At 64.9% G+C, this 23527-nt stretch carries 23 protein-coding genes and 1 other RNA gene; 17 read left to right on the top strand and 7 right to left on the bottom strand.

The window, feature by feature from the left end:
• Positions 1–421: 421 nt before the first annotated feature.
• From DFO47_RS05375 to ssrA, 13 genes are all read left to right on the top strand, one after another.
• Positions 422–1645, top strand: coding sequence for an ATPase, T2SS/T4P/T4SS family (locus DFO47_RS05375; RefSeq protein ID WP_133831070.1), 1224 nt, complete (start codon positions 422–424; stop codon positions 1643–1645).
• Complete coding sequence (locus DFO47_RS05370; RefSeq protein WP_133830946.1) at positions 1642–2499, top strand: type II secretion system F family protein; 858 nt, start codon at positions 1642–1644, stop codon at positions 2497–2499. The genes DFO47_RS05375 and DFO47_RS05370 overlap by 4 nt, the downstream gene beginning before the upstream one ends.
• On the top strand, positions 2496–3437 hold the full coding sequence (locus tag DFO47_RS05365; RefSeq protein WP_133830945.1) for a type II secretion system F family protein: 942 nt from the start codon (positions 2496–2498) through the stop codon (positions 3435–3437). Before DFO47_RS05370 ends, DFO47_RS05365 begins: the two co-directional genes overlap by 4 nt.
• Positions 3438–3507: 70 nt before the next feature.
• On the top strand, positions 3508–3759 hold the full coding sequence (locus tag DFO47_RS05360; protein ID WP_133830944.1) for a hypothetical protein: 252 nt from the start codon (positions 3508–3510) through the stop codon (positions 3757–3759).
• A 3-nt stretch (positions 3760–3762) separates the two neighbouring features.
• Entirely contained in the window at positions 3763–4179 is a 417-nt protein-coding gene (locus DFO47_RS05355; RefSeq protein ID WP_133830943.1) for a TadE family protein, read from the top strand.
• Between the two features lie 166 nt (positions 4180–4345).
• Positions 4346–4771 (top strand): hypothetical protein, encoded by a 426-nt coding sequence (locus tag DFO47_RS05350; protein ID WP_243835355.1) that lies wholly within the window; start codon positions 4346–4348, stop codon positions 4769–4771.
• Positions 4768–5217 (top strand): pilus assembly protein TadG-related protein, encoded by a 450-nt coding sequence (locus DFO47_RS05345; RefSeq protein ID WP_243835354.1) that lies wholly within the window; start codon positions 4768–4770, stop codon positions 5215–5217. The genes DFO47_RS05350 and DFO47_RS05345 overlap by 4 nt, the downstream gene beginning before the upstream one ends.
• A 78-nt stretch (positions 5218–5295) precedes the next feature.
• Complete coding sequence (prfB, locus tag DFO47_RS05340) at positions 5296–6411, top strand: peptide chain release factor 2 (RefSeq protein WP_018760183.1); 1116 nt, start codon at positions 5296–5298, stop codon at positions 6409–6411.
• 184 nt (positions 6412–6595) lie between these two features.
• Positions 6596–7384, top strand: a complete 789-nt coding sequence (gene ftsE, locus DFO47_RS05335) for a cell division ATP-binding protein FtsE (RefSeq protein WP_133830941.1) — start codon at positions 6596–6598, stop codon at positions 7382–7384.
• The gene (ftsX, locus tag DFO47_RS05330; protein WP_018760181.1) at positions 7381–8295 is read left to right on the top strand and encodes a permease-like cell division protein FtsX; all 915 of its coding nucleotides are present in this window, start codon (positions 7381–7383) and stop codon (positions 8293–8295) included. The genes ftsE and ftsX overlap by 4 nt, the downstream gene beginning before the upstream one ends.
• Before the next feature lie 27 nt (positions 8296–8322).
• Positions 8323–9753, top strand: coding sequence for a M23 family metallopeptidase (locus DFO47_RS05325; RefSeq protein WP_133830940.1), 1431 nt, complete (start codon positions 8323–8325; stop codon positions 9751–9753).
• Positions 9754–9835: 82 nt separating this feature from the next.
• Entirely contained in the window at positions 9836–10309 is a 474-nt protein-coding gene (gene smpB / locus DFO47_RS05320) for an SsrA-binding protein SmpB (RefSeq protein WP_133830939.1), read from the top strand.
• Positions 10310–10382: 73 nt separating this feature from the next.
• Positions 10383–10751, top strand: a transfer-messenger RNA (tmRNA) gene (gene ssrA / locus DFO47_RS05315).
• Between the two features lie 112 nt (positions 10752–10863).
• Here ssrA and DFO47_RS05310 read toward each other — a convergent pair.
• Positions 10864–13014 carry an acyltransferase family protein gene (locus DFO47_RS05310; RefSeq protein WP_133830938.1) on the bottom strand — a complete coding sequence of 717 codons (2151 nt, stop codon included), beginning with the start codon at positions 13012–13014 and terminating at the stop codon, positions 10864–10866.
• 411 nt (positions 13015–13425) lie between these two features.
• On the opposite strand from DFO47_RS05310, the gene DFO47_RS05305 reads away from it, so the two are divergent.
• The 3 genes from DFO47_RS05305 (at position 13426) to DFO47_RS05295 (ending at position 18166) form a co-directional block, all read left to right on the top strand.
• Positions 13426–13890 (top strand): pyridoxamine 5'-phosphate oxidase family protein, encoded by a 465-nt coding sequence (locus tag DFO47_RS05305; RefSeq protein ID WP_133830937.1) that lies wholly within the window; start codon positions 13426–13428, stop codon positions 13888–13890.
• A 68-nt stretch (positions 13891–13958) separates the two neighbouring features.
• The gene (locus tag DFO47_RS05300) at positions 13959–17144 is read left to right on the top strand and encodes an HAD-IA family hydrolase (RefSeq protein ID WP_133830936.1); all 3186 of its coding nucleotides are present in this window, start codon (positions 13959–13961) and stop codon (positions 17142–17144) included.
• Positions 17141–18166 (top strand): ATP-dependent 6-phosphofructokinase, encoded by a 1026-nt coding sequence (locus tag DFO47_RS05295; protein WP_133830935.1) that lies wholly within the window; start codon positions 17141–17143, stop codon positions 18164–18166. The genes DFO47_RS05300 and DFO47_RS05295 overlap by 4 nt, the downstream gene beginning before the upstream one ends.
• Before the next feature lie 35 nt (positions 18167–18201).
• Here the strand turns inward: DFO47_RS05295 and DFO47_RS05290 are convergent, their stop codons facing one another.
• From DFO47_RS05290 to DFO47_RS05280, 3 genes are all read right to left on the bottom strand, one after another.
• Positions 18202–19218 carry a zinc-dependent alcohol dehydrogenase family protein gene (locus DFO47_RS05290; RefSeq protein WP_133830934.1) on the bottom strand — a complete coding sequence of 339 codons (1017 nt, stop codon included), beginning with the start codon at positions 19216–19218 and terminating at the stop codon, positions 18202–18204.
• A 22-nt stretch (positions 19219–19240) separates the two neighbouring features.
• Complete coding sequence (locus DFO47_RS05285) at positions 19241–19711, bottom strand: pyridoxamine 5'-phosphate oxidase family protein (RefSeq protein ID WP_109045092.1); 471 nt, start codon at positions 19709–19711, stop codon at positions 19241–19243.
• A 77-nt stretch (positions 19712–19788) separates the two neighbouring features.
• Positions 19789–20253 (bottom strand): pyridoxamine 5'-phosphate oxidase family protein, encoded by a 465-nt coding sequence (locus tag DFO47_RS05280; RefSeq protein WP_133830933.1) that lies wholly within the window; start codon positions 20251–20253, stop codon positions 19789–19791.
• A gap of 214 nt (positions 20254–20467) precedes the next feature.
• Here DFO47_RS05280 and DFO47_RS05275 point away from each other — a divergent pair, with 214 nt between their 5' ends.
• On the top strand, positions 20468–21451 hold the full coding sequence (locus DFO47_RS05275; protein ID WP_133830932.1) for a trypsin-like peptidase domain-containing protein: 984 nt from the start codon (positions 20468–20470) through the stop codon (positions 21449–21451).
• A gap of 27 nt (positions 21452–21478) precedes the next feature.
• On the opposite strand, the gene DFO47_RS05270 is transcribed toward DFO47_RS05275, so the two are convergent.
• The 3 genes from DFO47_RS05270 to DFO47_RS05260 all read right to left on the bottom strand — a co-directional run bounded on the left by DFO47_RS05270 (position 21479) and on the right by DFO47_RS05260 (position 23472).
• Positions 21479–21856 (bottom strand): hypothetical protein, encoded by a 378-nt coding sequence (locus DFO47_RS05270; protein WP_133830931.1) that lies wholly within the window; start codon positions 21854–21856, stop codon positions 21479–21481.
• 80 nt (positions 21857–21936) lie between these two features.
• The gene (locus tag DFO47_RS05265; RefSeq protein WP_018760169.1) at positions 21937–22641 is read right to left on the bottom strand and encodes a metal-dependent transcriptional regulator; all 705 of its coding nucleotides are present in this window, start codon (positions 22639–22641) and stop codon (positions 21937–21939) included.
• A 72-nt stretch (positions 22642–22713) separates the two neighbouring features.
• The gene (locus DFO47_RS05260) at positions 22714–23472 is read right to left on the bottom strand and encodes a class I SAM-dependent methyltransferase (RefSeq protein WP_133830930.1); all 759 of its coding nucleotides are present in this window, start codon (positions 23470–23472) and stop codon (positions 22714–22716) included.
• Positions 23473–23527: the final 55 nt, after the last annotated feature.

Genomic DNA, 23527 nt, shown 5'->3' with positions numbered 1-23527 from the left:
TATACCCGGGCTTCCCATAAGGGAGCAGACCAGGACCATCAGTCCGAAGGACTTGAGGACTGGGCGACGGGACTGAGACAGGTTCCGCTTCATATTTGCTCCGGAGACAATGTGGCGCTTCCCCAAGCGCCTCTTTGGATACTGCTCAGATGCTTCCCCAGGAAGTCACCTGATAGTGCTATTTCGATAAATAACGCGCTCACCATAGCACTGGTGTTACTGACGGAACCAGTGATTCCAGTGTTGCTTATGTGAATCCTGCCTTCTTCTTTGGCCAACACTGCGGTCTTCCAAGCCGATTCTTGAGGACCCCCGTTGTCCACAGATCCGCGCATATGACTTGGCAGCGTGGTGTAGCCTCCCTAGGCTGTAATCCAGTCGCAGTGCCTCCGACGGAGGCGGCATTTGTATGGGGGAACATATGGACGCGCTGGGAATAGTCGAGGACGAGGTCCGCGAACTTATCCGCCGCCGCGGATTGGATCCGCTCCGGCAAGCGGGTGAGGTCCGGCGCCTGGTGGAGGCTGCGGTCACCGATTACGACGAGCGGGCACTAATGGGCCCGCTTCCGCCCATCGGGCCGCTGGATGCAGCGCGCAGATTCCTGTTCGATGCGGTTGCAGGGTTAGGTGTACTCCAGCCACTGCTCGACGATCCTTCGATCGAAGAGATTTGGCTCAACGCCCCAAACGAGATATTTGTTGCGCGCAATGGCGAATCCGAACTGACCTCGCTGAGTCTTACGGAGCAGCAGGTGCGTGACCTAGTGGAGCGCATGCTGAAAAGCTCCGGCAGGCGGCTGGACATGTCCTCGCCTTTCGTCGACGCCGCCCTGCCTGACGGGTCCAGGCTTCACGTGGTCATCCCGGACGTCACCCGCCGCCACTGGGCTGTCAACATTCGAAAATTCGTGGTGAAGGCGAGCCGACTCGAGCACCTTGTTGAGCTCGGAACGCTGACGCACCAATCTGCGCGGTTCCTTGGGGCGGCAGTATCCAGTGGCTTGAACATCCTGGTCTCCGGCGCAACACAGGCTGGAAAGACCACCATGCTGAACTGCTTGGCGGCAAGTATCGGAAGCCGGGAACGCGTGATCACGGTTGAAGAAATCTTCGAACTCCAGTTCCCTCTGCGCGATGTCGTGGGCCTCCAGTGCCGGCAGCCCAACCTGGAAGGCGAGGGCGAGATCCCGCTCCGGCGCCTGGTCAAGGAAGCGCTGCGGATGAGGCCCGACCGGCTGGTGGTGGGGGAGGTCCGGGAAGCCGAAAGCCTGGACATGCTGATTGCACTAAACAGTGGGCTTCCCGGGATGTGTACTGTCCACGCGAACTCTGCCCACGACGCAGTCACCAAGATTTGCACGCTGCCGTTGCTGGCCGGGGAAAACATCTCCAGCGCCTTCGTATTACCCACAGTCGCATCCTGCATCGATCTCGTCGTGCATTGCAGCAGGCAGGCAGACGGGCGGCGGCAGGTCACGCAGATCCTCTCGCTGGGGCGACGCGTCGAGAACGGCATTATAGAGTCCTCCCTTGTATTTGCCCTGGAGAACGGCGTCCTGCAGCCAAGGGCACACGCCATGCCTGCCGCCGAAAAATTCTCCCGGGCGGGATACGACGTCGCCGCCCTTTTGGACGCACGATGAATTCCGCGATGTTGGGGGCCGTGGCTGGGGTGGGCTTTTTCCTCATCTGGTGGTCGTGCTGGGAGACCCCCGATACCGGACGCCGGGAGCGGAAGCCCGGACGCCTCAGCGACCTGCTCGTTGCCGCCGGCATCGAGAAAGTGTCAGCCCGGGGACTGGTGGGGACCTGCCTGGGCCTCGGACTGTTCGTTGCCCTTGTCTTCTTCGCGCTCAGCCGTTCATGGCCGATCGCCGGCTGCTTTGGCCTTTTCGGAGCGTGGCTGCCAATCACGCTGCTCCGCTGGCGGGCACGAAAAAGGACGGCGCTGCTCCGCCAGCTCTGGCCCGACGTCGTTGACCACCTTCGCTCGGCAATCCGTGCTGGGCTCCCGCTGCCTGAAGCCCTTATCCAACTCGGCGAGAAAGGGCCCGAGGAACTCCGGCCCCTGTTCCGCGAGTTCGGGGCGGATTACCGGGCTGGTGGCCAATTCGACGGCTCGCTGAACAAACTGAAACACCGGCTTGCCGACCCCGTCGCAGACCGCATCGTGGAAGCATTGCGTCTCACCCGTGAAGTGGGCGGCTCCGATCTGGGGCGGCTGCTCGGCACCCTGGGAGAGTTCCTCCGTGAAAGCGCCCGCACGCGCAGTGAGCTGGAAGCGCGGCAATCCTGGACGATCAACGCGGCCCGGCTTGCTGTTGCCGCACCGTGGATCGTGATGGTGCTGCTGGCAACCAGACCGGAAGCAATCCAGGCGTACAACACACCCCTAGGTGCTGCAGTCCTGCTTGGGGGCCTGGTGGTTTCGCTCATTTGCTACACCGTCATGTTGAAGATCGGCGCGCTGCCCCAGGATGAAAGGGTGCTCCGATGATGGCCGTCCCGGCCGCCGCCGTTGTCTGCGGAATCGGCCTTGGCCTCGGCTTGTGGCTGGTGATATTTGGGTCTCCGCCGATGCGTGCCATGACGCTCTCTGAGCGGATCGAGCCCCAGCTTAAGTCGCAGAACCTGGAGTCGCGGCTCCTGAACGCGGGCGATCCGAACCTGACACCATTCGGCCCGCTGGAGCGGATTCTCCGTCCCGTCTTCCGCGACTGGCTTTCCGCGTTGGCCCGGCTAAACCCATCACCGGGAGCAACGGAGCGGCGGCTGGCCCAGGCGGGGATCGGCAAGTCACCCATTGACTTCCGTGCGGAACAGCTGCTTTGGGCAGCGGCCGGTTTTGCCATCGCCCTAACGGTCGTACTCATGGGGGCCGCCGCTGGAAGGTTCAGCCCGATCTTTTCGGTGGCAGCAATCATTGGCAGCGCGGCGGCAGGTTTTGTTTTGCGGGACTACTGGCTGGGCGCCCAGGTGCGACGCCGGGAGGCGCGCATGACGGCCGAATTCCCCAGCCTGGCAGAGCTGATGGCCTTGGCTGTCAGCGCTGGGGAGAGCGCGACGGGTGCACTGGACCGGATCTGCAGGAGCGCCCACGGGGAACTGTCGAAAGAGTTCGCCAAGATCCTCGCGGAGACACGCGCCGGCAAGCCCCTCACCACTGCCCTGGAGGAATTCTCCGCCCGCACTGACCTTGCGCCCTTGGTCAGGTTCGTTGACGGCATCATTGTTGCGGTGGACAGGGGAACCCCCCTTGCCGAAGTGCTCAGGGCCCAAGCCCAGGATGTTCGTGATTCGGCCAAGCGGGACCTCATGGAAGCCGCCGGCAAGAAAGAAATCGCCATGATGGTCCCGCTGGTCTTCGGGATACTCCCGCTGACGGTGGTATTCGCTGTATTCCCCGGCATAGCAGCGATCAATTTGGGCTTCTGAAGCTGTGGCCGGCTACCTGTCGGGAAGCAGTTCATGCAAGGACACCGTATTCATCAGGAAAGGACGCAACATGAAAACTATGGGGAACCGTCTCGTGACGCTGTTTATCGGCGTGGCTGCCCTGGTGCAGTGCGAACTACACCGCCCGGCGAACGGGCACCGATCCACAGGGTGTCCCGGAGACAACCCCGAACGTGGGGACGTGCCGGGTTGGGTCATGATCACTTTAATGTCCGCCGTCTTGGTGGCGGCTCTGCTGGCGCTCGCCGGCCCTGCACTGGAAGCCATGTTCAATCAGGCCATGGACAAAGTAGGGAACTGATCCGTGGCACGCTCCGCTCCAGGGCCCGAGGCGCGTCCGGGGTTGCGCCCTGAGGGGGAGCGGGGTTCGGCCGTCGTGGATTTTGTGCTGGTAGGTGGGCTGCTCACGATGTTCTTCCTCGCGATTATCCAGCTGACCTTGGTCCTGCACGTTCGGAACACGCTCATCGATGCTGCCGCGTCGGGCGCCCGCTACGGGACCTTGGCAGACCGCAACTCCGCCGACGCCGAGGAACGGACCCGCAGCCTCATCGGTACTGCCCTGAATCCCGGATTTGCCGAGCAAGTCAGCACCCGGGAAGTAGATCTTCAAGGGATGCGAACCCTTGAAGTTACCGTCCGGTCACCATTGCCGGTCATAGGCCTGATCGGTCCCCGGGAGATGTTGGAGGTGAAAGGGCATGCAGCCATCCAGCCGTGATCCGTTAGCGCCTGACAAGCCGCCCGGCACCGCCATCTGGTCCCGCATCAGGACAAGGCTCACGGAAGCACTCTGCCGGGAACCGGCACCGTACGCCGGACAACGTCCGGGAAATGCAAACGCCTCGGGCCTGGCGGTGAAACAGCCGCGGCCTGACCAAGAGCACTTGCAGCGGCACTCAAGCGAGCACGAACGGGGGAGTGCAGTCGTCGAGTTCACCTTCCTGGCACTCCTGCTGATGGTCCCGCTGGTGTATTTCGTCATCACCGTGTCTCAGATCCAGGGAGGCTCCTTCGCCGTAGTGGGCGCCGCTGACCAAGCAGCAAAGGTGTACGTTGCCCAGTCCGACCCCGTCACCGCGCAAACGGCCGCAGAGCAGGCGGTATCCCTCGCTGTTTCCGATTTCGGGCATGAACCAGGGCGGGCAAACATGACGACAAGCTGCGAACCAGCGGACTGCACCGCTGCGGGAAGTGCCGTCACTGTGACCGTCAGCCTCAGCGTGCCGCTGCCGTTCCTGCCTTTTGCGGAAGGACTGTCGGCCGCGGACGTCCAGGCCTCCGCCACCCAGTTGGTGGGGCGGTACCGGTGACACCCCGTGCGCAAAATGCCGAGGAAGGCCAACTGATGGTGATGATCGTCGGCTACGTGGCCCTGGCCTTGCTGGTGGCAACGGTCGTCATCGGAATCTCCAGTGTCTACGTCGAGCACAAGCGGCTCCTCTCCCTGGCTGACGGAGCATCGCTGGCCGCCGCCGACAGCTACACCCTGGGAGACGTCTCATCACAGGGCGGAACCCCGTCGGCTGTCCTCAGCCCTTCCCGCGTGCGCAATGTGGCAGCCGACTTCGTCGAGAGGAGCCCAGCCTCGCAACGGTTCTCCGGCCTCGCCGTCGCCGGCGGAACGGGATCGCCCGACGGTTCTACCGCCGTCGTAGTCCTCACCGCTGAAGTGCACCCGCCGGTGGTGAACTTCCTGATTCCCGACGGAATCCGCATCGAGGCAACCTCGACGGCGCGTTCCCGGCTGACCCGTTGATGTCCCACCCGGCGGTCCAATCCCCGGTGACGGGCCCGCGCCGGGCCGTATGCCCCAATGGCGTAGGGTTAAACCACCATGGCCAATATTGATTTTTCCGCTGAAATCCGCGCCCTCCGCGCCACCTACGAGTCCATCGAACGCGTCTCCGACGTGGATGCACTCCGTGAAGACATCGCCGAACTCAGCGAGCGGGCAGGGGAGCCGGACCTGTGGGACGACCCCGCAGCGGCGCAGAAGATCACGTCCCGTCTCTCCCACCGACAGTCGGAGCTGGAACGCCTCACCAACCTGGCCTCGCGGATCGACGATCTCGAAGTCCTGGTGGAACTGGGCCAGGACGAGGACGACGCCGCCTCGATGGGGGAGGCCGCGGCCGAACTCGAATCCATCAAGAAGGCCCTCAAGGACCTGGAAGTGGTCACCCTGTTGTCCGGCGAGTACGACGAGCGCGAAGCCGTGGTTTCCATTCGTGCAGGCGCGGGCGGAGTGGATGCAGCAGATTTCGCCGAAATGCTGATGCGCATGTACCTCCGCTGGGCCGAGCGGCACGGCTATCCCACGACGGTCATGGACACCTCGTACGCGGAAGAAGCCGGCCTGAAATCTGCCACCTTCGAGGTCAAGGCACCCTACGCCTACGGCACCCTCAGCGTTGAAGCCGGAACCCACCGCCTGGTCCGGATCAGCCCGTTCGACAACCAGGGCCGGCGCCAGACGTCGTTCGCGGCCGTGGAAGTCATCCCACTGATCGAACAGACCGATTCCATCGACATCCCGGACAACGAAATCAGGGTTGACGTATTCCGCTCGTCCGGGCCCGGCGGCCAGTCGGTGAACACCACCGACTCCGCCGTGCGCCTCACCCACATTCCCACCGGCACCGTCGTCTCGATGCAGAACGAGAAGTCACAGCTCCAAAACCGGGCCGCCGCCATGCGTGTTCTGCAATCCCGCCTCCTCCTGCTCAAGAAGGAACAGGAAGACGCGGAGAAGAAGGCCCTGGCGGGGGATGTCAAAGCCTCTTGGGGCGACCAGATGCGTTCCTATGTCCTCAACCCCTACCAGATGGTGAAGGACCTGCGCACTGAACACGAGGTGGGCAACACGTCGGCAGTGTTCGACGGCGAGATTGACGACTTCATCGACGCCGGCATCCGCTGGCGCACTGACAACCGCAACGCCGAAAAGTAGCCGGGCGCCCCTCGGGCGCGATCGGATCCGGCGACACGCCCCCGAAAGCCGGCCCAAGCGCCAGGCATCCTGCGTATAGTCGAGGGGCCGGGGCCCTACTTCCCCCAAACGAAAACCCGTGCACCGGCTGCAGGACTGGGCTGCATCAGAACAATCAGCCATGCCCTGCAGGGTACTTAGGGCCATGATCCGATTCGAAAATGTCACCAAGGTCTACGACCAAAAAGCCCGGCCTGCGCTGGACTCCGTCAACCTTGAGATTGATCGCGGCGAATTCGCCTTCCTGGTGGGGGCCTCGGGCTCCGGAAAGTCCACCTTCCTCCGGCTGGTGCTGAAGGAGGACCGGGCAACTTCAGGCGCCGTCTACGTCGCCGGCCAAAACGTTGCCAGGATTTCGAGCTGGCGCGTACCGCGCCTCCGCCGTGGCATCGGCGTCGTCTTCCAGGACTTCCGCCTCCTGCCCCAAAAGAACGTCTTCGCCAACGTGGCATTCGCCATGCAGGTCATCGGTAAGAGCCGGAGCGTCATCCGCGATACTGTCCCCGAGGTCCTCAAGACCGTTGGCCTCGAAGGCAAGGAACACCGCATGCCGCACGAACTGTCCGGCGGCGAGCAGCAGCGAGTGGCCATCGCCCGGGCCGTGGTCAACCGGCCCGGGATCCTCCTGGCCGACGAACCCACCGGAAACCTGGACCCTACAACGTCCATGGGCATCATGGGTGTTTTGGACAAGATCAACCAAAACGGAACAACGGTAGTGATGGCCACCCACGACGACGACATCGTCAACGAGATGCGCAAGCGGGTGGTCGAGCTCAAGAACGGCGTGGTGATCCGCGACGAAGCCAAGGCCCTGTACACCTCCATGATCCCCGTCGTCGGCCAGTCCAGGCGACTCAAGGACGCCAGCGGCAGGGAAGCGGCCGACGACGGCCTGCCGGGCAACGGTGCCGAAGGGGAGGCGCGGCAATGAGGCTTGCATTCATCCTTTCCGAGATCGGCAGCGGCCTGCGTCGCAATCTTTCCATGGTGGTTTCGGTCATCCTGGTGACATTCGTGTCCCTTACCTTCGTGGGCGCCGCCGGGATGCTCCAGATGCAGATCAACCAGATGAAGGGGTACTGGTACGACAAGGTCCAAGTGGCCATCTTCCTGTGCAGCGACGGTTCGACCGCGCCCGGGTGCGCGTCCGGGCCGGTCACCCCTGAGCAGCAGCAGGGCCTCAACGCGCTCCTGGAATCACCTGCGGTGGCGCAGTACATCAACGACTTCCAGTTCGAGTCCCGCGATGAGGCGTACAAGCACTTCAAGGACCAGTTCTCCAACTCGCCCATCGTCGATTCCGTTACCCCGGACCAGCTGCCGGCATCATTCCGGATCAACATGAAGGACCCTGAGAAATACCAGATCATCAGCGAGACATTCTCATCGCAGCCGGGCGTGGAGACCGTGATCGACCAGCGGCAGCTCCTCGAACGCCTCTTCTCGGTGATGAACGGCGCCTCCCTGGTCGCAGTGGGCATCGCCGGCGTGATGATCGTGTGCGCGATCCTGCTGATCGCCACGACAATCCGGCTTTCCGCCTTTAGCAGGCGCCGGGAAACCGGGATCATGCGGCTTGTGGGCGCGTCCAAGACTGTGATCCAGTTGCCCTTCATCCTTGAAGGGGTCATCGCCGCAGTCATCGGTGCTGCGCTGGCCTCCGGCACCCTGTGGGCCGTGGCGCAGTTCTTCCTGGGTGACTACATGTCCCGCCAGTATCCGGACACCGCTTTCATTTCCTCCGGCCAGACACTGATCCTCGCGCCGGCGCTACTGATTCTTGGTGGATCCTTGGCAGGAATTTCGTCTCTCTTGACCCTTCGCAGATACTTGCGCGTTTAGGCTATGCAAACCGACCAAGGAATGCTCATGAACGTAGCCGATCAAACCTCTCCGCGCCGCGGGTTCCGCCGGGGACGGGCCGCTGCCCGCCGCATGGGGATCGTCAGCGGTGTCCTGGCCGTCATACTTTCGGCCGGGATGGCCGTGGCAACTCCCGTGGCCTTCGCCGACGACCTCGAGGACCGCAAGGCCGCGCTCGAGGCCGAAGCTGCCCGTGTCCAGGCCTCCCTCGAGTTCGTCGATTCCAGGATCGCCAAGGCCGCCGGTGACCTGGTGATCTACCAGGGCCAGCTCCCCGGTGCGCAGCAGGCCCTCCTCGACGCGCAAGGCCGTGTGGCCAGTGCAGTGAAAGAATCCGAGGCCCTGGCGGCGCGCGTCGACATGGCCCAGCAGAACAAGGCCAAAATCACCCAACAGCTCGAAACGGACAAGCAGAAGATCGCCGACACCAAGAAACTGATCGGCCAGATCGCCACCCAGGCCTACAAATCAGGCGGCGTCCCCTCCAACCTCTCGCTCTTCTTCGGGTCCAGCGGCGGCGGCAGCCTGACCGACACCATGGACCTCGCCGACCAGGCCATGCGCAGCCAGAACGCGGCGATGGACAAGCTCAACCAGCAGAACGCCACCAACGTCAACTCCGAAGCGCGGCTGCAGGCCGTGGAAGCGGAGATCAAGGACCTGAAGGCCAAAGCCGATGCTGCACTGGAACGCGAGAAGGCCGCCCGGGACGAAGCCGCGGCCAAGAAAGCCCAGGTTGACCAGCTGATCGCCGATACCACCCGCCTCGATGCGGAGCTCCAGGCGGCCAAACCCGGCATCCAGGCCCAGCTCGCGGGTGTCCAGGCCAACCAGAACCAGGTGGCCAACGAAATCGCTGAACGCGACCGGAAGGCCCGCGAGGCATGGGAAGCCGAACAGCGCAGGCAGGCTGCGGCGGCTGCAGCCGCGGCTGCCGCCGCAGCGGCGGCAGCGAACCGCCCGGCCCCGCCTGTCCAGCCGTATGTTCCGCCCGCAGCAGGGTCGCCGTCGGCCTTTGGCCTCCGCCATCCCTTCGACGGCAGCATCCCCATCACCTCCGGCTTCGGCTACCGCACCACCCCGCCGGGCACCATCGACTTCTACGGCACCGGCGGATACATGCATACCGGTATCGACTTCGGCGCGGCCTGCGGCACTCCCGTGTACGCTGCGGCAGCCGGTGAAGTCTTCAGCTCAGGCTGGAACTCCGCCGACGGCGGCGGCTGGCGCGTCAAGATCGACCACGGCGTGGTGCAGGGCAACACGCTGACAACCATTTACTACCACAACTCCAGCATCGTGGTTTCGAATGGACAAAGGGTCTCGCAAGGCCAGCTCATTGCCTACTCCGGCAGCACCGGTAACTCAACAGGCTGCCACGCCCACTTTGAAACCTGGCTCAACGGCGTCGCGGTTGACCCCATGGGACTGCTCTAGGGGCGTCCTGCCCCTGCCGTAGACTGGTATGGCTCCGCGCCGCGGGCACGGAGCAGCCAACCTGAACCTGAGGAGTTTCCCCGTGCCTAAAGAAAGTGGCCGTAAGGTGGTGGCCACCAATCGCAAGGCCCGGCATGACTATCACGTGCTGGACACCTACGAGGCAGGCATCGCCCTGATGGGCACCGAAGTTAAGTCCCTCCGGGAGGGCCACGCCTCCATGGTGGATGGATTCTGCACGTTCTATAACGACGAATTGTGGATGGAAGCCATCCACATCCCGGAGTACAACCAGGGCAGCTGGACCAACCACGCTGCCCGCCGCCGGCGCAAGCTGCTGCTGCACCGCGAGGAGCTCATCAAGATCTCCCGCAAGGTGCAGGAAGCCGGCTACACCATCGTGCCGCTCCAGCTGTACTTCGTGGACGGCCGTGCCAAGGTGGAAATCGCGGTTGCCCGCGGTAAGCGCGAGTTCGACAAGCGGCAGACGCTGCGAGAGCAGCAGGACAACCGCGAAGCCCAGCGCGAGATGCGCGAACGCAACCGGCGCCGCTAGGAATTATTTCCGTAGGGCATGCGTTAGTATTGGTAGTCCGGCAGGCTTGCCAGCCGGTTTGGTAACAAAATACGGGGATGATCGGTTTCGACGATGTTAGTCGCGACAGGTGAAGCGGGCCGAGGATGCAGAATTATCTCGTAAACGCTGTCTGCAAACCAATAAGTGCCGAATCTAAGCGCACTGACTTCGCTCTTGCTGCCTAAGCAGTAAGACAGTCCGTCAGCCCGGGGTTGCTATCGCCCCGGATCCTGGCGTCATTTAGATAGCCACTGCTGTTTGCTCCCGTCACCGGAGTAAACGGGACTCTTAGGTGACTGGGCCCGGATCAGCCAGCTGTTTGCAGCATGGCTGGGGCCGAGAAAATCCGACGCAAACTGCGCCCGGAGAAGCCCTGACAACACGACATCGGACGGGGGTTCAATTCCCCCCATCTCCACCCACGGCAAAGGCCGGGACATCCCAACAGATGTCCCGGCCTTTGGCGTAACGCCCCGGTCCCAGGACCGGGGCGTTTTCGTTTGCCCCGCCGCGACAGCTCCGAGCAGATCTCCCTATTGCACGGCCTCGTTAAACCGCTGAGCCAGGACAGGAACCAGTGAGTGGACGTAGCTGCGCGCGGCATGATCGTTGTCAGCGTAAACTTGGAGGCCGCCAATCACTGCGTAGCAGTTTTGATCGTCGCAGAACTGGTCTGACAAGTCGAGGACCTTAACGGAGGGCACAGCCATGCCGCGGGCCGCATTCGCGACCGGGTCCGGTACCAAAGCCTCGGCTCGCGCATTGGCGCACTCCGTCGGGTGTTGGTGGTTGAGCGCGACGCAGTCTGGGCTGCTGTGGTGCAGCGTGAGCGGGATGTCCCGAAGGACATAGACTCTGGAACCTGCACGAGTCCAGTCGAGAAAGCGCTTGGTTACAGCGTCATTGTATTGGTCCAATTGGGAGCGGCCGGTGCCGTCATCAACTGTCTCGGCTGCACCGAAAGATGAAGCGAAGACCATGTCCGGTCTTTCTTTGACTATTCGTTCCGTGACCTGTCTACTCCATTGCAAGCATCGTTGCTGGGAGTGCGGGTCCGTGGCGTCAGCCCCCATGAAGGCGACGCGCTTTACGTCAATGTAAGGACAACCTCCCACGAGGGATTCCCTCAACTTCCACTTGTGAAGCCTGGCAAGTTCGTACAAAGCGCTCTTCCACTGTTCCGCATGCGAGTCGCCGACCAGCCACACGGTGGCTTCGGGTTGGGCCCCCCCGGTGAAATCGCAGTCCCTTAGGATCTTTAGGTCTTCGAAAACGATAGGATCTGGCGCAGGGTGGCATTCGGGTGCGTCAAACCCCGGCGCTTCGTTAGGACCAATGTTGGCGACCTTGGCTGCGCCGAAGGGGTCGCTGCAATTGTTTCGCGGGTCAAGGCTGCGCGCCCCGTGGCAAGGTTCGCCAATGAGGCTTTCCAGCTTCGCCGCTTCAGCAGCCTGGGCTTTTCCAAAGTTCAGCAGGAGCCCACCGCAGAGTGCGGCGACCACTGCTGCAGTGACTGCCATTGCCGCAAAGACGCGGACGGGTTTGGCTCCCCGGAGGAGCCTCGTGCGGCCCGGATCTTCAATGAGCTTCTTGGAAAGATAGGCCAGCGCAACGGCCGCCACCAGGATGACCGCCTTGTCACGTGTCCCCAGCGAGTGGCCCAAGAGCCCGGGAGCCAGGACGATCAGCGGCCAGTGCCACAGGTAGAGGGAGTAAGACACATCACCCAGAAACTGGATGGGCCTTGCGGCAAGGAGTTGATTAGGGGACCAGAACGGGCTGTTGGGCCCGGACGCGATCACAAGGACCGTGCCGGCAACTGGGACCACCGCGGCGAAGCCTGGGAAGAAGGTTTGCTCGTTGTATGCCAAGGCCGAATACGCGATCAACCCGTATCCGAGGTATTGGGCCGTGCCGGAGAGCGCCAGGTGGTAGTCGGGCAGCCGCAGTCGCACGGCTGCCATTACGTGGGGGCCTCCGAGGGCTATCAGTGCGCCTGCGCCGAACTCCCAGGCACGTGCGGGCGTGACAAAATAGGCCGGGCTCCGGTTGGTATAGGTGAACCAAATGCAGAATGCCAATGCAAGGGCGCTGACCAGAACGACACCCAGTGCCAGTAACGCCCGCCTGCGGAGGCGGAACCGGATCGCGACCAGGGACAGCCCCAGGAACAGCAGGGGCCAGACCAGGTAGAACTGTTCCTCCACCGAGAGGGACCAATAATGCTGCACCGTCGAAGCGGCTTCGTTGTGGGCCGAGTAGTCAACCGACTTCGCCGCCAAAACCCAGTTTTCGACGTAGAGGACTGACGCAATGGTTTCCTGCGCAATGGCAAGCCAGCGCGAAAATGGCAGCAGTGCCCATGCAGCCAGCAGGGAAACCGAAGCAACGAGGGTTGCGGCAGGAAGCAACCGCCTGATGCGCCGTGAATAGAACTGTCCGAGATTGATACGGTTTGACCGCTCCAGTTCGCCGAGCAGGTGCTTGGAGATCAAATAGCCTGAGATCACGAAGAACACATCGACGCCGACGTACCCGCCGGGGAGCCGTGCCGGCCACAAATGGTTCAGGACCACAAGCCCCACCGCCAGTGCGCGAAGTGCCTGGATATCCTTGCGGGTTGCGTTGACGGCCTCTGTCCGCCGCATTTCCGCACGGGTTCGCAGGACAACGTGTCCGGTCACAGGTACTCCTTGTCGATCTTCGTTTAAGCGCAGCGCGCCTGCCGCGCCCGCTGCCGGCATGCATGGAGGGCCTTCAGGCTGCGCACACAGTACTCGGCCTGTTCAGGCGACATCCGGAGACGGAACGGCGCCGGCGGCTTCTCGATGTTCGCGTGCAGTTGCCTGTACGCGAAAAAGGCCGGACGAATACCGGCCGCCTTGCGACGGCGGAGTCGGTGAGGTCGTGAATCAAGCGAGCCCTGCGTCTGGGCCGCTGTTGCAACCCCCCCGGGGGTACTCTAGCACCGCGGCATGCCAGCGCCGGCGCCCACTGGCTTCCAGGGGCTTCCCACCCGCTGCCCCGCCGCCGCGGCAGCGCCCGGGCCTAAATGCTCTAGCGGCCTGCTCCGGCACGCCGCTACCGTCGACTTTATGCACAACGACCCGCCGCAGACGCCCACTGAACTCCTGGACGCAGGCAGCTGCTGGGACCTGCTCCGCGGCGTCTCGGTGGGCCACCTTGCCGTGTTCGTCAACGGTTACCCGGAGGTCTTCCCCGTCAACTACAAAGTTGACCAGCACTCGCTGGTCTTCCGCACGGGCGAGGGAACCAAGCTTCGCGCCGCCGGTGGGCCACTCGCGGTCGCGCTTGAAGCCGACGGGCACGACGACGCCAAAGCCTGGAGCGTGCTGGTCAAGGGAAAAGCCGTCATCCTGGAGGCGTCCGATGAACTCCTCGCCGGAGCAGGCCTTACCCTGTTTCCTTGGCAGGCCGGAGAGAAGGACCATTTTGTCCGGATTGTCCCCACCTCGGTAACCGGCAGGCGCTTCACCATCACGTCGCCGCTGACCTGGTGGAACCACGTGGGGCACGGCACCCGGCACGAACCCGTATAAGCGGCGGAAAACGGGGGCGGGCCCAACGGCCCTGTCCGGAATCCCGTGCGTGCTGGTACCACTGACCTATGATCGGGTCGCCAACCGCCGCTGCCGCCAAGCCCCCATTCGACGCCGTCATCTTCGACCTGGACGGGGTGGTAACCAACACGGCGCTGGTCCACCAGGCTGCATGGAAAGATGCCTTCGATCGGATCTTCCAGGACCCGCGGATGCCCGCCGGCGCCAACCGTGCTCCACTGACCAAGGCCGACTACCTCTCCTTCATCGACGGCCTGCCGCGCGAGGACGGCGTGGTCCGGTTCCTCGCCGCGAGGGGGGTAGAGGTCGGCAGGGGAGCCGAGACTGACGAACCGGGAGCCTGGACCGGGTTTGGCCTGGGCGCCTGGAAGAACCAACTGTTCCACCAGCGGCTGCGCCGGGATGGCGTGCAAAGCTACCCGGGAACCCTGCAACTGCTGCAGCGGCTTGCCGGCGCTGCGGTCCCCACCGCCGTGGTCACCGCCAGCCGGAACGCCGGACTGGTCCTGGAAGCCGCCGGCATCAAGCACCTGTTCACGGTGGTCATGGACGGCACGACGGCGGCAGGGCTGGGTTTGCGGGGGAAACCGGCACCGGACGTCTTCCTCGCCGCCGCCGGCCGGCTGGGCGTCGCACCGGCTCACGCCGTGGTCATAGAGGACTCGGCGGCGGGAGTGGAAGCTGGGCGCCGGGGCGGGTTCGGCCTGGTGGTCGGAATCGACCGCAGCGGAAGCCGCCGCCAGTTGGAGGCCGCCGGCGCAAGTACTGTCCTGAACGACGTGGGTGAGCTGGACCTGGGACTGGTCATCGGCAACGCCTGGCATCTCGTGTATGAAGGCATCGACGCCGCCCACGAAGGCCACCGTGAAGCCCTGACCACGTTGGGCAACGGCTACATGGGCGTCCGGGGGGCGGCCCCTGAAGGAGGCCCCTTCAGCTACGCGGGCATGTACCTTGCCGGCGTGTACAACAGGGTCACCGTGAAAGCCGCCGACGAGACGCTGGTCGAGGAGCACATGGTCAATGCGCCGGACTGCCTCCCGCTGGACCTCCGGATCGCCGGGCTGCAGTGGTGGTCGGACGGCGGCCTGGCCGTGGTGCGTGAGCGCCGGGTCCTGGACCTCCGACGGGCCGTGCTGGAACGGCGCCTGCTGCTCGAAGGCGCAGACCGCCGTCGCATGGAGGTGGTCCAGGTCCGCTTTGTCTCCATGGCCGAACCCCACCTCCTGGCGCTCGAAACCACCATCACCGCCTTGGGGTGGAGCGGCGCCGTGGAAGTGCGCAGCGGCATCAACGCCGGCGTCCGCAACGCGAACCTGCCGGAGCGTGCCCAAGGCTCGGACATGCACCTGGCCGACCTGACGCCGTCGCGCCGCACCGCCGTCAAACTGTCGCCGGACGCTCCATCCGTCGTCGAAGTCGAAACCACCCAAAGCCTCATCCGTATCGCTGCGGCATACCGTACACGCGTATCCGTGGCGGCGGATCCGGTGGGGGAGGGCGGAGAAGGCGCCTTCCATTACAGGACGTTCCGGCTTTCCCTCACACCGGGCACTCCTGTCAGGCTGACCAAGACAGTGGCCGTGGTGACGTCCCGTGACCGGGCTATTTCCTCTCCGGAAACCGGCGCCCGCGCAGTGCTGGAACGCGCGGGCGATTCCTTTCCCCGGCTCTTGGCATCCCACGAGGAGGCATGGCGGAGGGAACTCCGCCCGTTCCTTGTGGAGATCGACGCCCCGGTCCAGGTACGCCTGGTCCTCAACCTGCACATCTTCCACCTGTTGCAGACCCTGACGCGCCACACGGCCGAGCTGGACGCTGGCGTCACCGCGCGTGGACTGCACGGCGAGGGCTACCGCGGGCATGTTTTCTGGGACGAATTGTTCGTTCTCCCGGTGCTCACGTCCAGGACCCCTGCGGTGGCCCGCTCCGTTATCGAGTACCGGTGGCGGCGGCTTCCCGCTGCCAGGCACGCCGCCGCCGCGGCCGGCCTGGCAGGGGCGAAGTTCCCGTGGCAGAGCGGCAGCGACGGGACTGAGGAAACGCCGAAGTGGTTGTACAACGAGCGTTCCGGACGGTGGGTCAGGGACTACTCCCATCTTCAGGTGCATTCGGGCCTCGCGGTGGCCTTCAACGCCTGGCAGTACTTCCAGGCCACCGGTGACAAGATCTGGCTCCTGCAAAAAGGTGCGGAGCTGGTGATCGAAGTGGCCCGGTTCTTCCAGTCCCTGGCCTCCCTCGACCGGCGCGATGGCAGATATCACCTGCGCGGTGTTGTGGGCCCGGATGAATACCACACAGGATATCCGGGCCGGGCCGACCCCGGCCTGGATGACAACGCGTACACCAACGTCATGGCGGCGTGGGTGTGCCTGCAGGCGGCGGAAATCCTTCGCTACCTGCACGGAAGCGAGCGTGCCGGGCTGATGGAATCACTCGGCGTTGACGACGAGGAGGCCGCATGCTGGGAAGCCACGGGCGCTGCCATGTATGTCCCGTTCCACAGCGACGGCGTCATCAGCCAGTTCGAGGGGTACGAGCAGCTCAAGGAACTGGACTGGGAGCACTACCGCGACGCCTATGGCGACATTGAGCGGCTGGACCTGATCCTGGAAGCGGAGGGGGACGGAACCAACGGATACAAGCTGGCTAAGCAGGCGGACGTTCTGATGCTCCCGTATCTACTGGGACACGAAGGCCTGCTGGGTATCCTCGAGCGGCTGGGCTACGGTTTCACGAGGGAGCAGCTGAACCGGACCATCGAGTACTACCTGTCCAGGACGGCCCATGGCTCCACGCTGAGCCGGGTGGCCCACGCCTCCGTCCTGGCCGGGGTGGATGCCGACCGTGCCTGGGACAGTTTCCGGGAATCGCTCGACGCCGACCTTGACGACACCCAGCACGGCACCACCCGGGCGGGTATCCATTTGGGGGCCATGGGAGGAACCATCGACGTGGTGCAGCGCAGCTTTGCCGGCCTGCGCTTCAGCGGGGACAGCATCCTGTTCGCCCCCAACCTGCCAACACGGCTGCGTGCCGTGGCCTTCGAGGTCCTCTACCGGGGACACCGGCTGCGGGTCCACCTCAAGGACGGGCAGATGAGCATCGCGTCGGCCCCCGGTGACGCCGGCCCCATCACCGTGCACGTTAATGGCACCGATGTGGTCCTGCCGCCAGGCCAAACCCGGCAGTTCCCGCTACCCGCCCGCACCGCCGGGGTGGCGGCATCGTGAGGCGGCTGGGGATCCTTACCAGCGGCGGCGACTGCCCCGGCGTGAATGCGGTCATCCGTGGAGCGGTGCTGGGCGGCGACGTCGTCCATAGGTACGAATTCGTAGGATTCCGCGATGGATGGCGGGGCGTCCTGGAGGATGACGTCGTTCCCCTGCCCAGGACGGATGTCCGCGGGATCGCGCGCCTTGGCGGGACTATCCTGGGGACGTCGCGGACCAATCCGCTGGCCGCGGGCGGCATCGACGCAGTACGTGCCGGCTTCCAGCGCAGCGGGCTGGACGGCCTGATTGCCATCGGGGGAGAAGGCACCCTGGCGGCGGCCCGGGAGCTGTGCGGACAGGGGCTCAACGTCCTGGGTGTCCCAAAAACCATCGATAACGACTTGGGCGCGACGGATTACACTTTTGGTTTCGACACCGCAGTCCAGACTGCCACCGAGGCAATTGACCGGTTGCGGACCACGGGGGAATCACACCACCGGTGCATGATTGCCGAGGTCATGGGCAGGAACGCCGGCTGGATAGCGCTGCACTCAGGCATGGCGTCCGGTGCGCACGCCATCCTGATCCCGGAACATCCCGTCCCGATCGAGCAGATCTCGGCCTGGGTGATGTCGGCGCGGGACCGTGGCAGGGCTCCGCTGGTGGTGGTGGCTGAAGCTTTCGCGCCGGAGGGGCGGCAGGCACCTTACGCGCCGCGCGGCCTGGACACCTTCGGCCGGCCGCGCCTCGGCGGGATCGGGCTGCTGCTTGAGGAACAACTGCAGGAACGGACCGGCATCGAAACCAGGGCCACCGTGCTGGGCCATATCCAGCGCGGCGGCGAGCCCACCGCCTTTGACCGTGTCCTTGCCACCCGGCTTGGCCTGGCTGCCGTTGAATCAGCCGCCGCCGGACGGTGGGGCACGATGGTTTCGCTCCGGGGCACGGACATCGTGAATGTGGGCCTGGATGAGGCCCTGGGCGAACTCAAGAGGGTTCCCGAGGCCCGCTACAGGGAAGCCGCCGTGCTGTTCGGGTAACTCGACCGCCGGAAGGGGCCGGAATAGGGCTGGGCTTAACCAGGCTGCTCCGGGCGGACGCGCAGGACGGCGGACCCGGTGATCCTGTCGGCTGCCAGGTCTTCCAGCGCCTCATCGGCAAAGTCGAAGGGGTATGCGGTTGTTTTCAAGGTCAGCGACAGCCTCGCCGCCAGGGCCAGGAATTCACGGCCGTCCGCCCGGGTATTGGCGGTGACGCTACGCAGCTGGCGCTCGTAGAAAAGCTCCCTGCCATAATTCAGGGACGGAATATCGCTCAGGTGGATGCCCGCGACGGCAAGGGTCCCGCCGCGGTCGAGGGCCGCCAGCGCCACCGGGACAAGGCCGCCCACCGGGGCAAAGAGGATGGCCGAATCCAGGGGGACGGGCGGCCGCCCGTAGGCGTCGCCGGCGTACTCCGCCCCCAGCTCCAGTGCGAGTGACCGGGCCTCCTCCGACCGGGTCATGACGAACACGGAGGCGCCCTGCCTGATGGCCAGCTGAGCGGTGATGTGGGCGGAACTGCCAAAGCCATAGATGCCAAGGCGGCCGCCAACCGGCAATGCGGCGCGTTTCAGGGCGCGGTACCCGATGATCCCGGAGCACAGCAACGGTGCGGCCTGCTCGTCGGAAAAGGCCGCCGGGACCGGGTAGGCGAAGTCTTCAGCGATTGTCAGCCGTTCGGCAAAGCCTCCGTCCTTGTCCCACCCGGTGAACACTGGCGATGAGCACAGGTTTTCGTCGCCGCGCCGGCAGTAATCGCACCGGTCGCACACGCTGCCGAGCCAGGCGATGCCTACCCTGTCGCCGGCGTGGAACCGTGTGCAGTCCGCGCCCGTTTCGATGACGACACCGACCGCCTCGTGCCCGGGGACCACGTGCGGATGGCGTGGTGCCAGGTCTCCTTCAGCGAGATGGAGGTCCGTGCGGCACACGCCGCAGACACTGACCTGCACCAGGAGCTCATGCGGCCGCGGCTTCGGCGTGGCCCTGTGCCCCTGGACCAGGGGATGCGTGGATATGGGGCCAGGGGCGCCCACCCACCATGCACGCATGATGCGTCCGGTTCGGTGGCGACTACTCGAAGCCCGCGCGGGTCGCGTCGTCCAACGGCGTCTGCCACAGCAGCGGTGCGGTCATGGTGAAACGCCGGCCCGTGATGGATTCCGGCGTGATGCGGATGAAATATTCCTTGCCCACGCCCTGCCAAGGGAAGAGCGCCCGCCGGATATTGTCCAAGTCAGGGCCTGTGGGGGTCGTCTCTGCGGCTTTGCCCTTGACCACGACGCTCCATGCCAGGCCGAACTGGGAACTGACTGCATCTGCCTCCAAAGCGACCACAGCGTCCGCCTCAATGGCCTGCTGTTTGGTGCCCCCGCCCGTGCGGAAGACCAAGGTCTGGCCGTCAACCTTGTAATTGACCGGAAAGACGTCCGGATGGCCATCCGCCATCACGGCCAGGCGTCCCACCCCGGTCTGCGCGAGAAGCGACCAGCACTCTTCCGCATCGAGGATTTCAGCTGCAGGTACGTTTGGGTTCTCTGTCATAGGGCACAGCGTAGGGAAGTCCACCGCCCCCGGAAAGGGCACAAAGGCCCGGCCTTGGGCGGACGCATGTGCTGCGGCTAGAGCCAATCGGCGGCGAAGTCCACAGGCGGCCACCACCGGGTGGGCGGCGTGACCGCGAACCGGCGGCCGGTGAGTTCGGTGGGGGAGATGGCGATCAGGTGGTCCTTGATCCCGGCCTCCCATGGTTCACGGTCGGCGTCGATGGCCGGCAGGCTCATGCGCGTTTCGTCGAACGGTTCCGGCCTGCCCTTTGCAACCACGCTCCACACCTCCGTGGCGTATGGATTGAGTCCATCAACCTCCAGCGCTGCCACCGCCCCGCGCAGCAAGGCACGAAGCTTGGTTCCCGGCGCCGTCCGGAAGAACAGCGTGTCACCGGAGACAGAGTAATTCACCGGAAAGATTTCCGGAATCTCGCCGTTGATGACCGCCAGCCGGCCGATGTAGGAAGACCTCAGGTACTGCCAGCACGCATCAGCGTCCAAAATTTCCGTGGGAGAGCCCGCCGGGGAACCAGTCATGCTACCGATCCTAAAGCCTGGGCAGCACCAGCGCACCGGTGGGAAGGGGAATGCCGGACGCCGCGGTGCTGTTCACCGACGGCGTAGCAGCACCGGGACTGGAATCTGCCACTGCGTCGTTGACTAGCGTAAGGATCCCGATGGAAACCTGCCACGGCCGGCAACGGACCGGGGACCGCACCGGGTGAACCGGCACGAGGGCTGGAGGTACCCCATGGAGCAGGCGCGGAAAATCGTGCCGCCGGATGACGACGACATCCTGGACTCGTACTCGCAGACGGTCATGCGGGTGGCGGCGACGGTTACGCCGCACGTGGCGGCAATCGAGATGACCGCTAACCGGAGGAACAGCAGGGTCAGGGTGGGCGCCGGCTCGGCAGCGCTCTTCACCGAGGACGGATACCTCCTCACCAACTCACACGTCGTGGCAGGCACCCGGCACGGATTTGCGGTCTTCGGCGACGGCAGCAGGATGGAACTGGAACTGGTGGGAGCCGACCCCCTGTCTGATCTCGCAGTGGTCCACGGTTCGCGGCCCAAGGTGCCACCGGCTGAATTCGGCGCGGCTGAAAGTCTGCGCGTGGGCCAGCTTGTGGTGGCCGTCGGAAACCCACTGGGACTCGCGGGATCAGTCACCGCGGGCGTGGTCAGTGGTTTGGGCCGGGCCATTCCGGTCTGGGCCGGGGGTAACCGGAGGGTGATCGAGGACGTTATCCAGACGGACGCCGCACTGAACCCCGGTAACTCCGGTGGAGCGCTGGCAGACACGCACTCCAGGATCGTCGGCATCAACACGGCAGTGGCGGGCGCCGGCCTGGGGCTCGCCATACCGATCAACGCCACCACCCGCAGGATCATCGCCGCGCTGCTGTCGGACGGCAGGGTACGCCGTGCCTACCTTGGCCTTGTCAGCACACCGATCCAGCTCAACCCCAGCGCTGTGATCCGCAGCGGGCTCCGCGAAGGGCTGCGCGTCGTGGAGGTGCTGCCCGGTTCTCCGGCGGACAAGGCAGGGCTGGCGGCCGGGGACATCCTGCTGACGGCGGGAGGCCGTCCCGTCAGCAACGCCGAAAGCCTGCAGCGGCTCCTGTTTTCCGATGCCATCGGCGAGCCGCTTGACCTCAAGGTCCTGCGGGACGGCACCGAAGTGCACCTCACCGCCGTTCCGGAGGAAATGACGGGCAACGGGACGCCGTAGGCTCCGGGGGCGGTGCGTCCGGAAGCGCTATGCCCCCGCTGCCGGCGCTTCTACGTCCGCGATGCCTGTGAAACGCGTCCCGACGCCGTCGTACTCGCCACGGACGCAACCGGGCTGTACCGGTGGGATCTCTTCCGGTGCGTGGCGCCCGCACACCACGTAGGTGAAGTCCGGCCACCACTTCTTTGGGCGGGCCGCTTCCTCATACCCGCACACGGCGCACTCGAGATGGACCCACACGGGCCGCTTGCCTGTCCGGTTGGCCCGTGACTGCACCAGCCACGGGGGAGGATTGTCCAGGATGCCGCGGAGCTCAGCTTCTGGCATCCATTTCGGCAGGCCATGGCGCTGCGCCATTTCGAGGGGTACGTCCAGGGCTATTGCGGCGTCACGTCTGCTGATCATCACCATCCACCATACGGGAGCCCGCCAAATCGGGACGCTGCCCCGGAGCCCCTCAGCGGGCTGTCCCGGCAATCCGCTGGTCAGGACAGATCAAGGCTGCAGCCGGGATGCGGGGCGTCGCTGGAAACCCACAACGCCGTGGCGATCTCATCGGCGAGGTCGTATTCCCGGGCACCGCCGATCCGCACCACCAGCGCGCCGCCAAACGGCCGCCGCCCCAGCACTTCCACGCGGGCGTCAAGCTCGATGTCCTGCGAGGCAAGGTAACGGAGCAACTCAGGGTTGTCGTCGCTGATCCGGGTGATCCTGCCGGCGTGGCCTTCGTCCAGTTCGGCGAGGAGGTGGGCGCGCGGCATCAGCACCTGGCCGTCCGCCGTGGGAATGGGATCGCCGTGCGGATCCCGGCTGGGGTCCCCGAGCTTGGCGGCAACGCGCTCGATGAAGGTGTCCGACACCGCATGCTCCAGCTGTTCGGCTTCATCGTGCACTTCATCCCAGCTGTAGCCCAGGCGCTCCACGAGATAGGTTTCGATCAGCCGGTGGCGCCGCACCATGGCCAGCGCGAGCCGCAGTCCCGCCTCGGTCAGGGTCACGGCGCTGTACGGTTTGTGGTCCACCAGGCCCTGGTCCTTGAGCTTGCGGACCATCTCCGATACTGACGAGTTCGCAACCCCGAGCCGCTGCGCCAGTTGGGAGGACGTGATGGGCTTGTCCTGCCATTCAGTGAATGAATAGATGACCTTGACGTAGTCCTCGATGGAGGAGGATGGCGCGCTGGTCTTCACAGGCTCAAGCCTACCGGGTTCCCTGCCGTGGCCGGGTCCGCGGGGCCTGCGGCGTCGGGCAAACCCATCCCGTTACGCTTTCACGGCGCGCCACGCCAAGGTGAGGTAGGGAAGATCGAGTTCCTGGTCGGGCGGGTAGGCCAGATGGTCGTGGAGGTACCAGTCCAGGTTCGCCAGGACCTTGGCCCTGGTTGACTCGCCGGCGCGCAGGTAATAGCTCCGGGACTTGGTGAGTTCCATCAGGTCCGTGGTGGTCACCTTGTCCTGCCAGTGTGTGACATGCCCTTCGAGCCCGGTGAATTCGGGCCCCACCACCGGCTTGTGGCCCGGGCGGTACACATCGCCGGCGTGCATGATCCTGGAGAGCCTGTGCACCCACGGCACCGAGGTATCCAGTTGGTTCCAGATGAGTCCGAGCGTTCCGTGCGGGCGCAGGACGCGGGCAAGTTCGGTGCTTGCAGGCAGCGCGTCGCACCAGTGCCAGGCCTGCGCCACGGTGACGACGTCGAAGGAGGCTTCGGCCAGCCCCGTCGCCTCCGCGGTCCCCGCCATGGCCGTGGCAGCAGGGCAGTGTGCCGAGAGTTGGGCGAGCATGTCCGTGGAAGGGTCGACGGCGGTTACCTCCAGGCCAAGCTCCAGCAGCAGGGCCGTAAACTTCCCGGTACCGGCCCCGACATCGAGTGCGTCACGGGCCTGCGCCGGGACCAGCCACCGGGCTGACTCCGCGGGGTAGCCCGGCCTGACGCGCTGGTAGTGCCGTCCGCCGTCGCGGAAACTGCCGCCAAGTTCCCGCCGGCGCCCGTGATCAAGCTTGGGGCCACCCCGAACCACGCGTGGACTCCTTCAATTCCGACTGTTGATGCCCCTCGAATTTACCGCACCCCCT

Origin of the sequence: Arthrobacter sp. AG258 (assembly GCF_004364695.1) — a bacterium.
Classification (GTDB): domain Bacteria; phylum Actinomycetota; class Actinomycetes; order Actinomycetales; family Micrococcaceae; genus Arthrobacter.
This window is presented reverse-complemented; position numbering and strand designations above follow the sequence as displayed.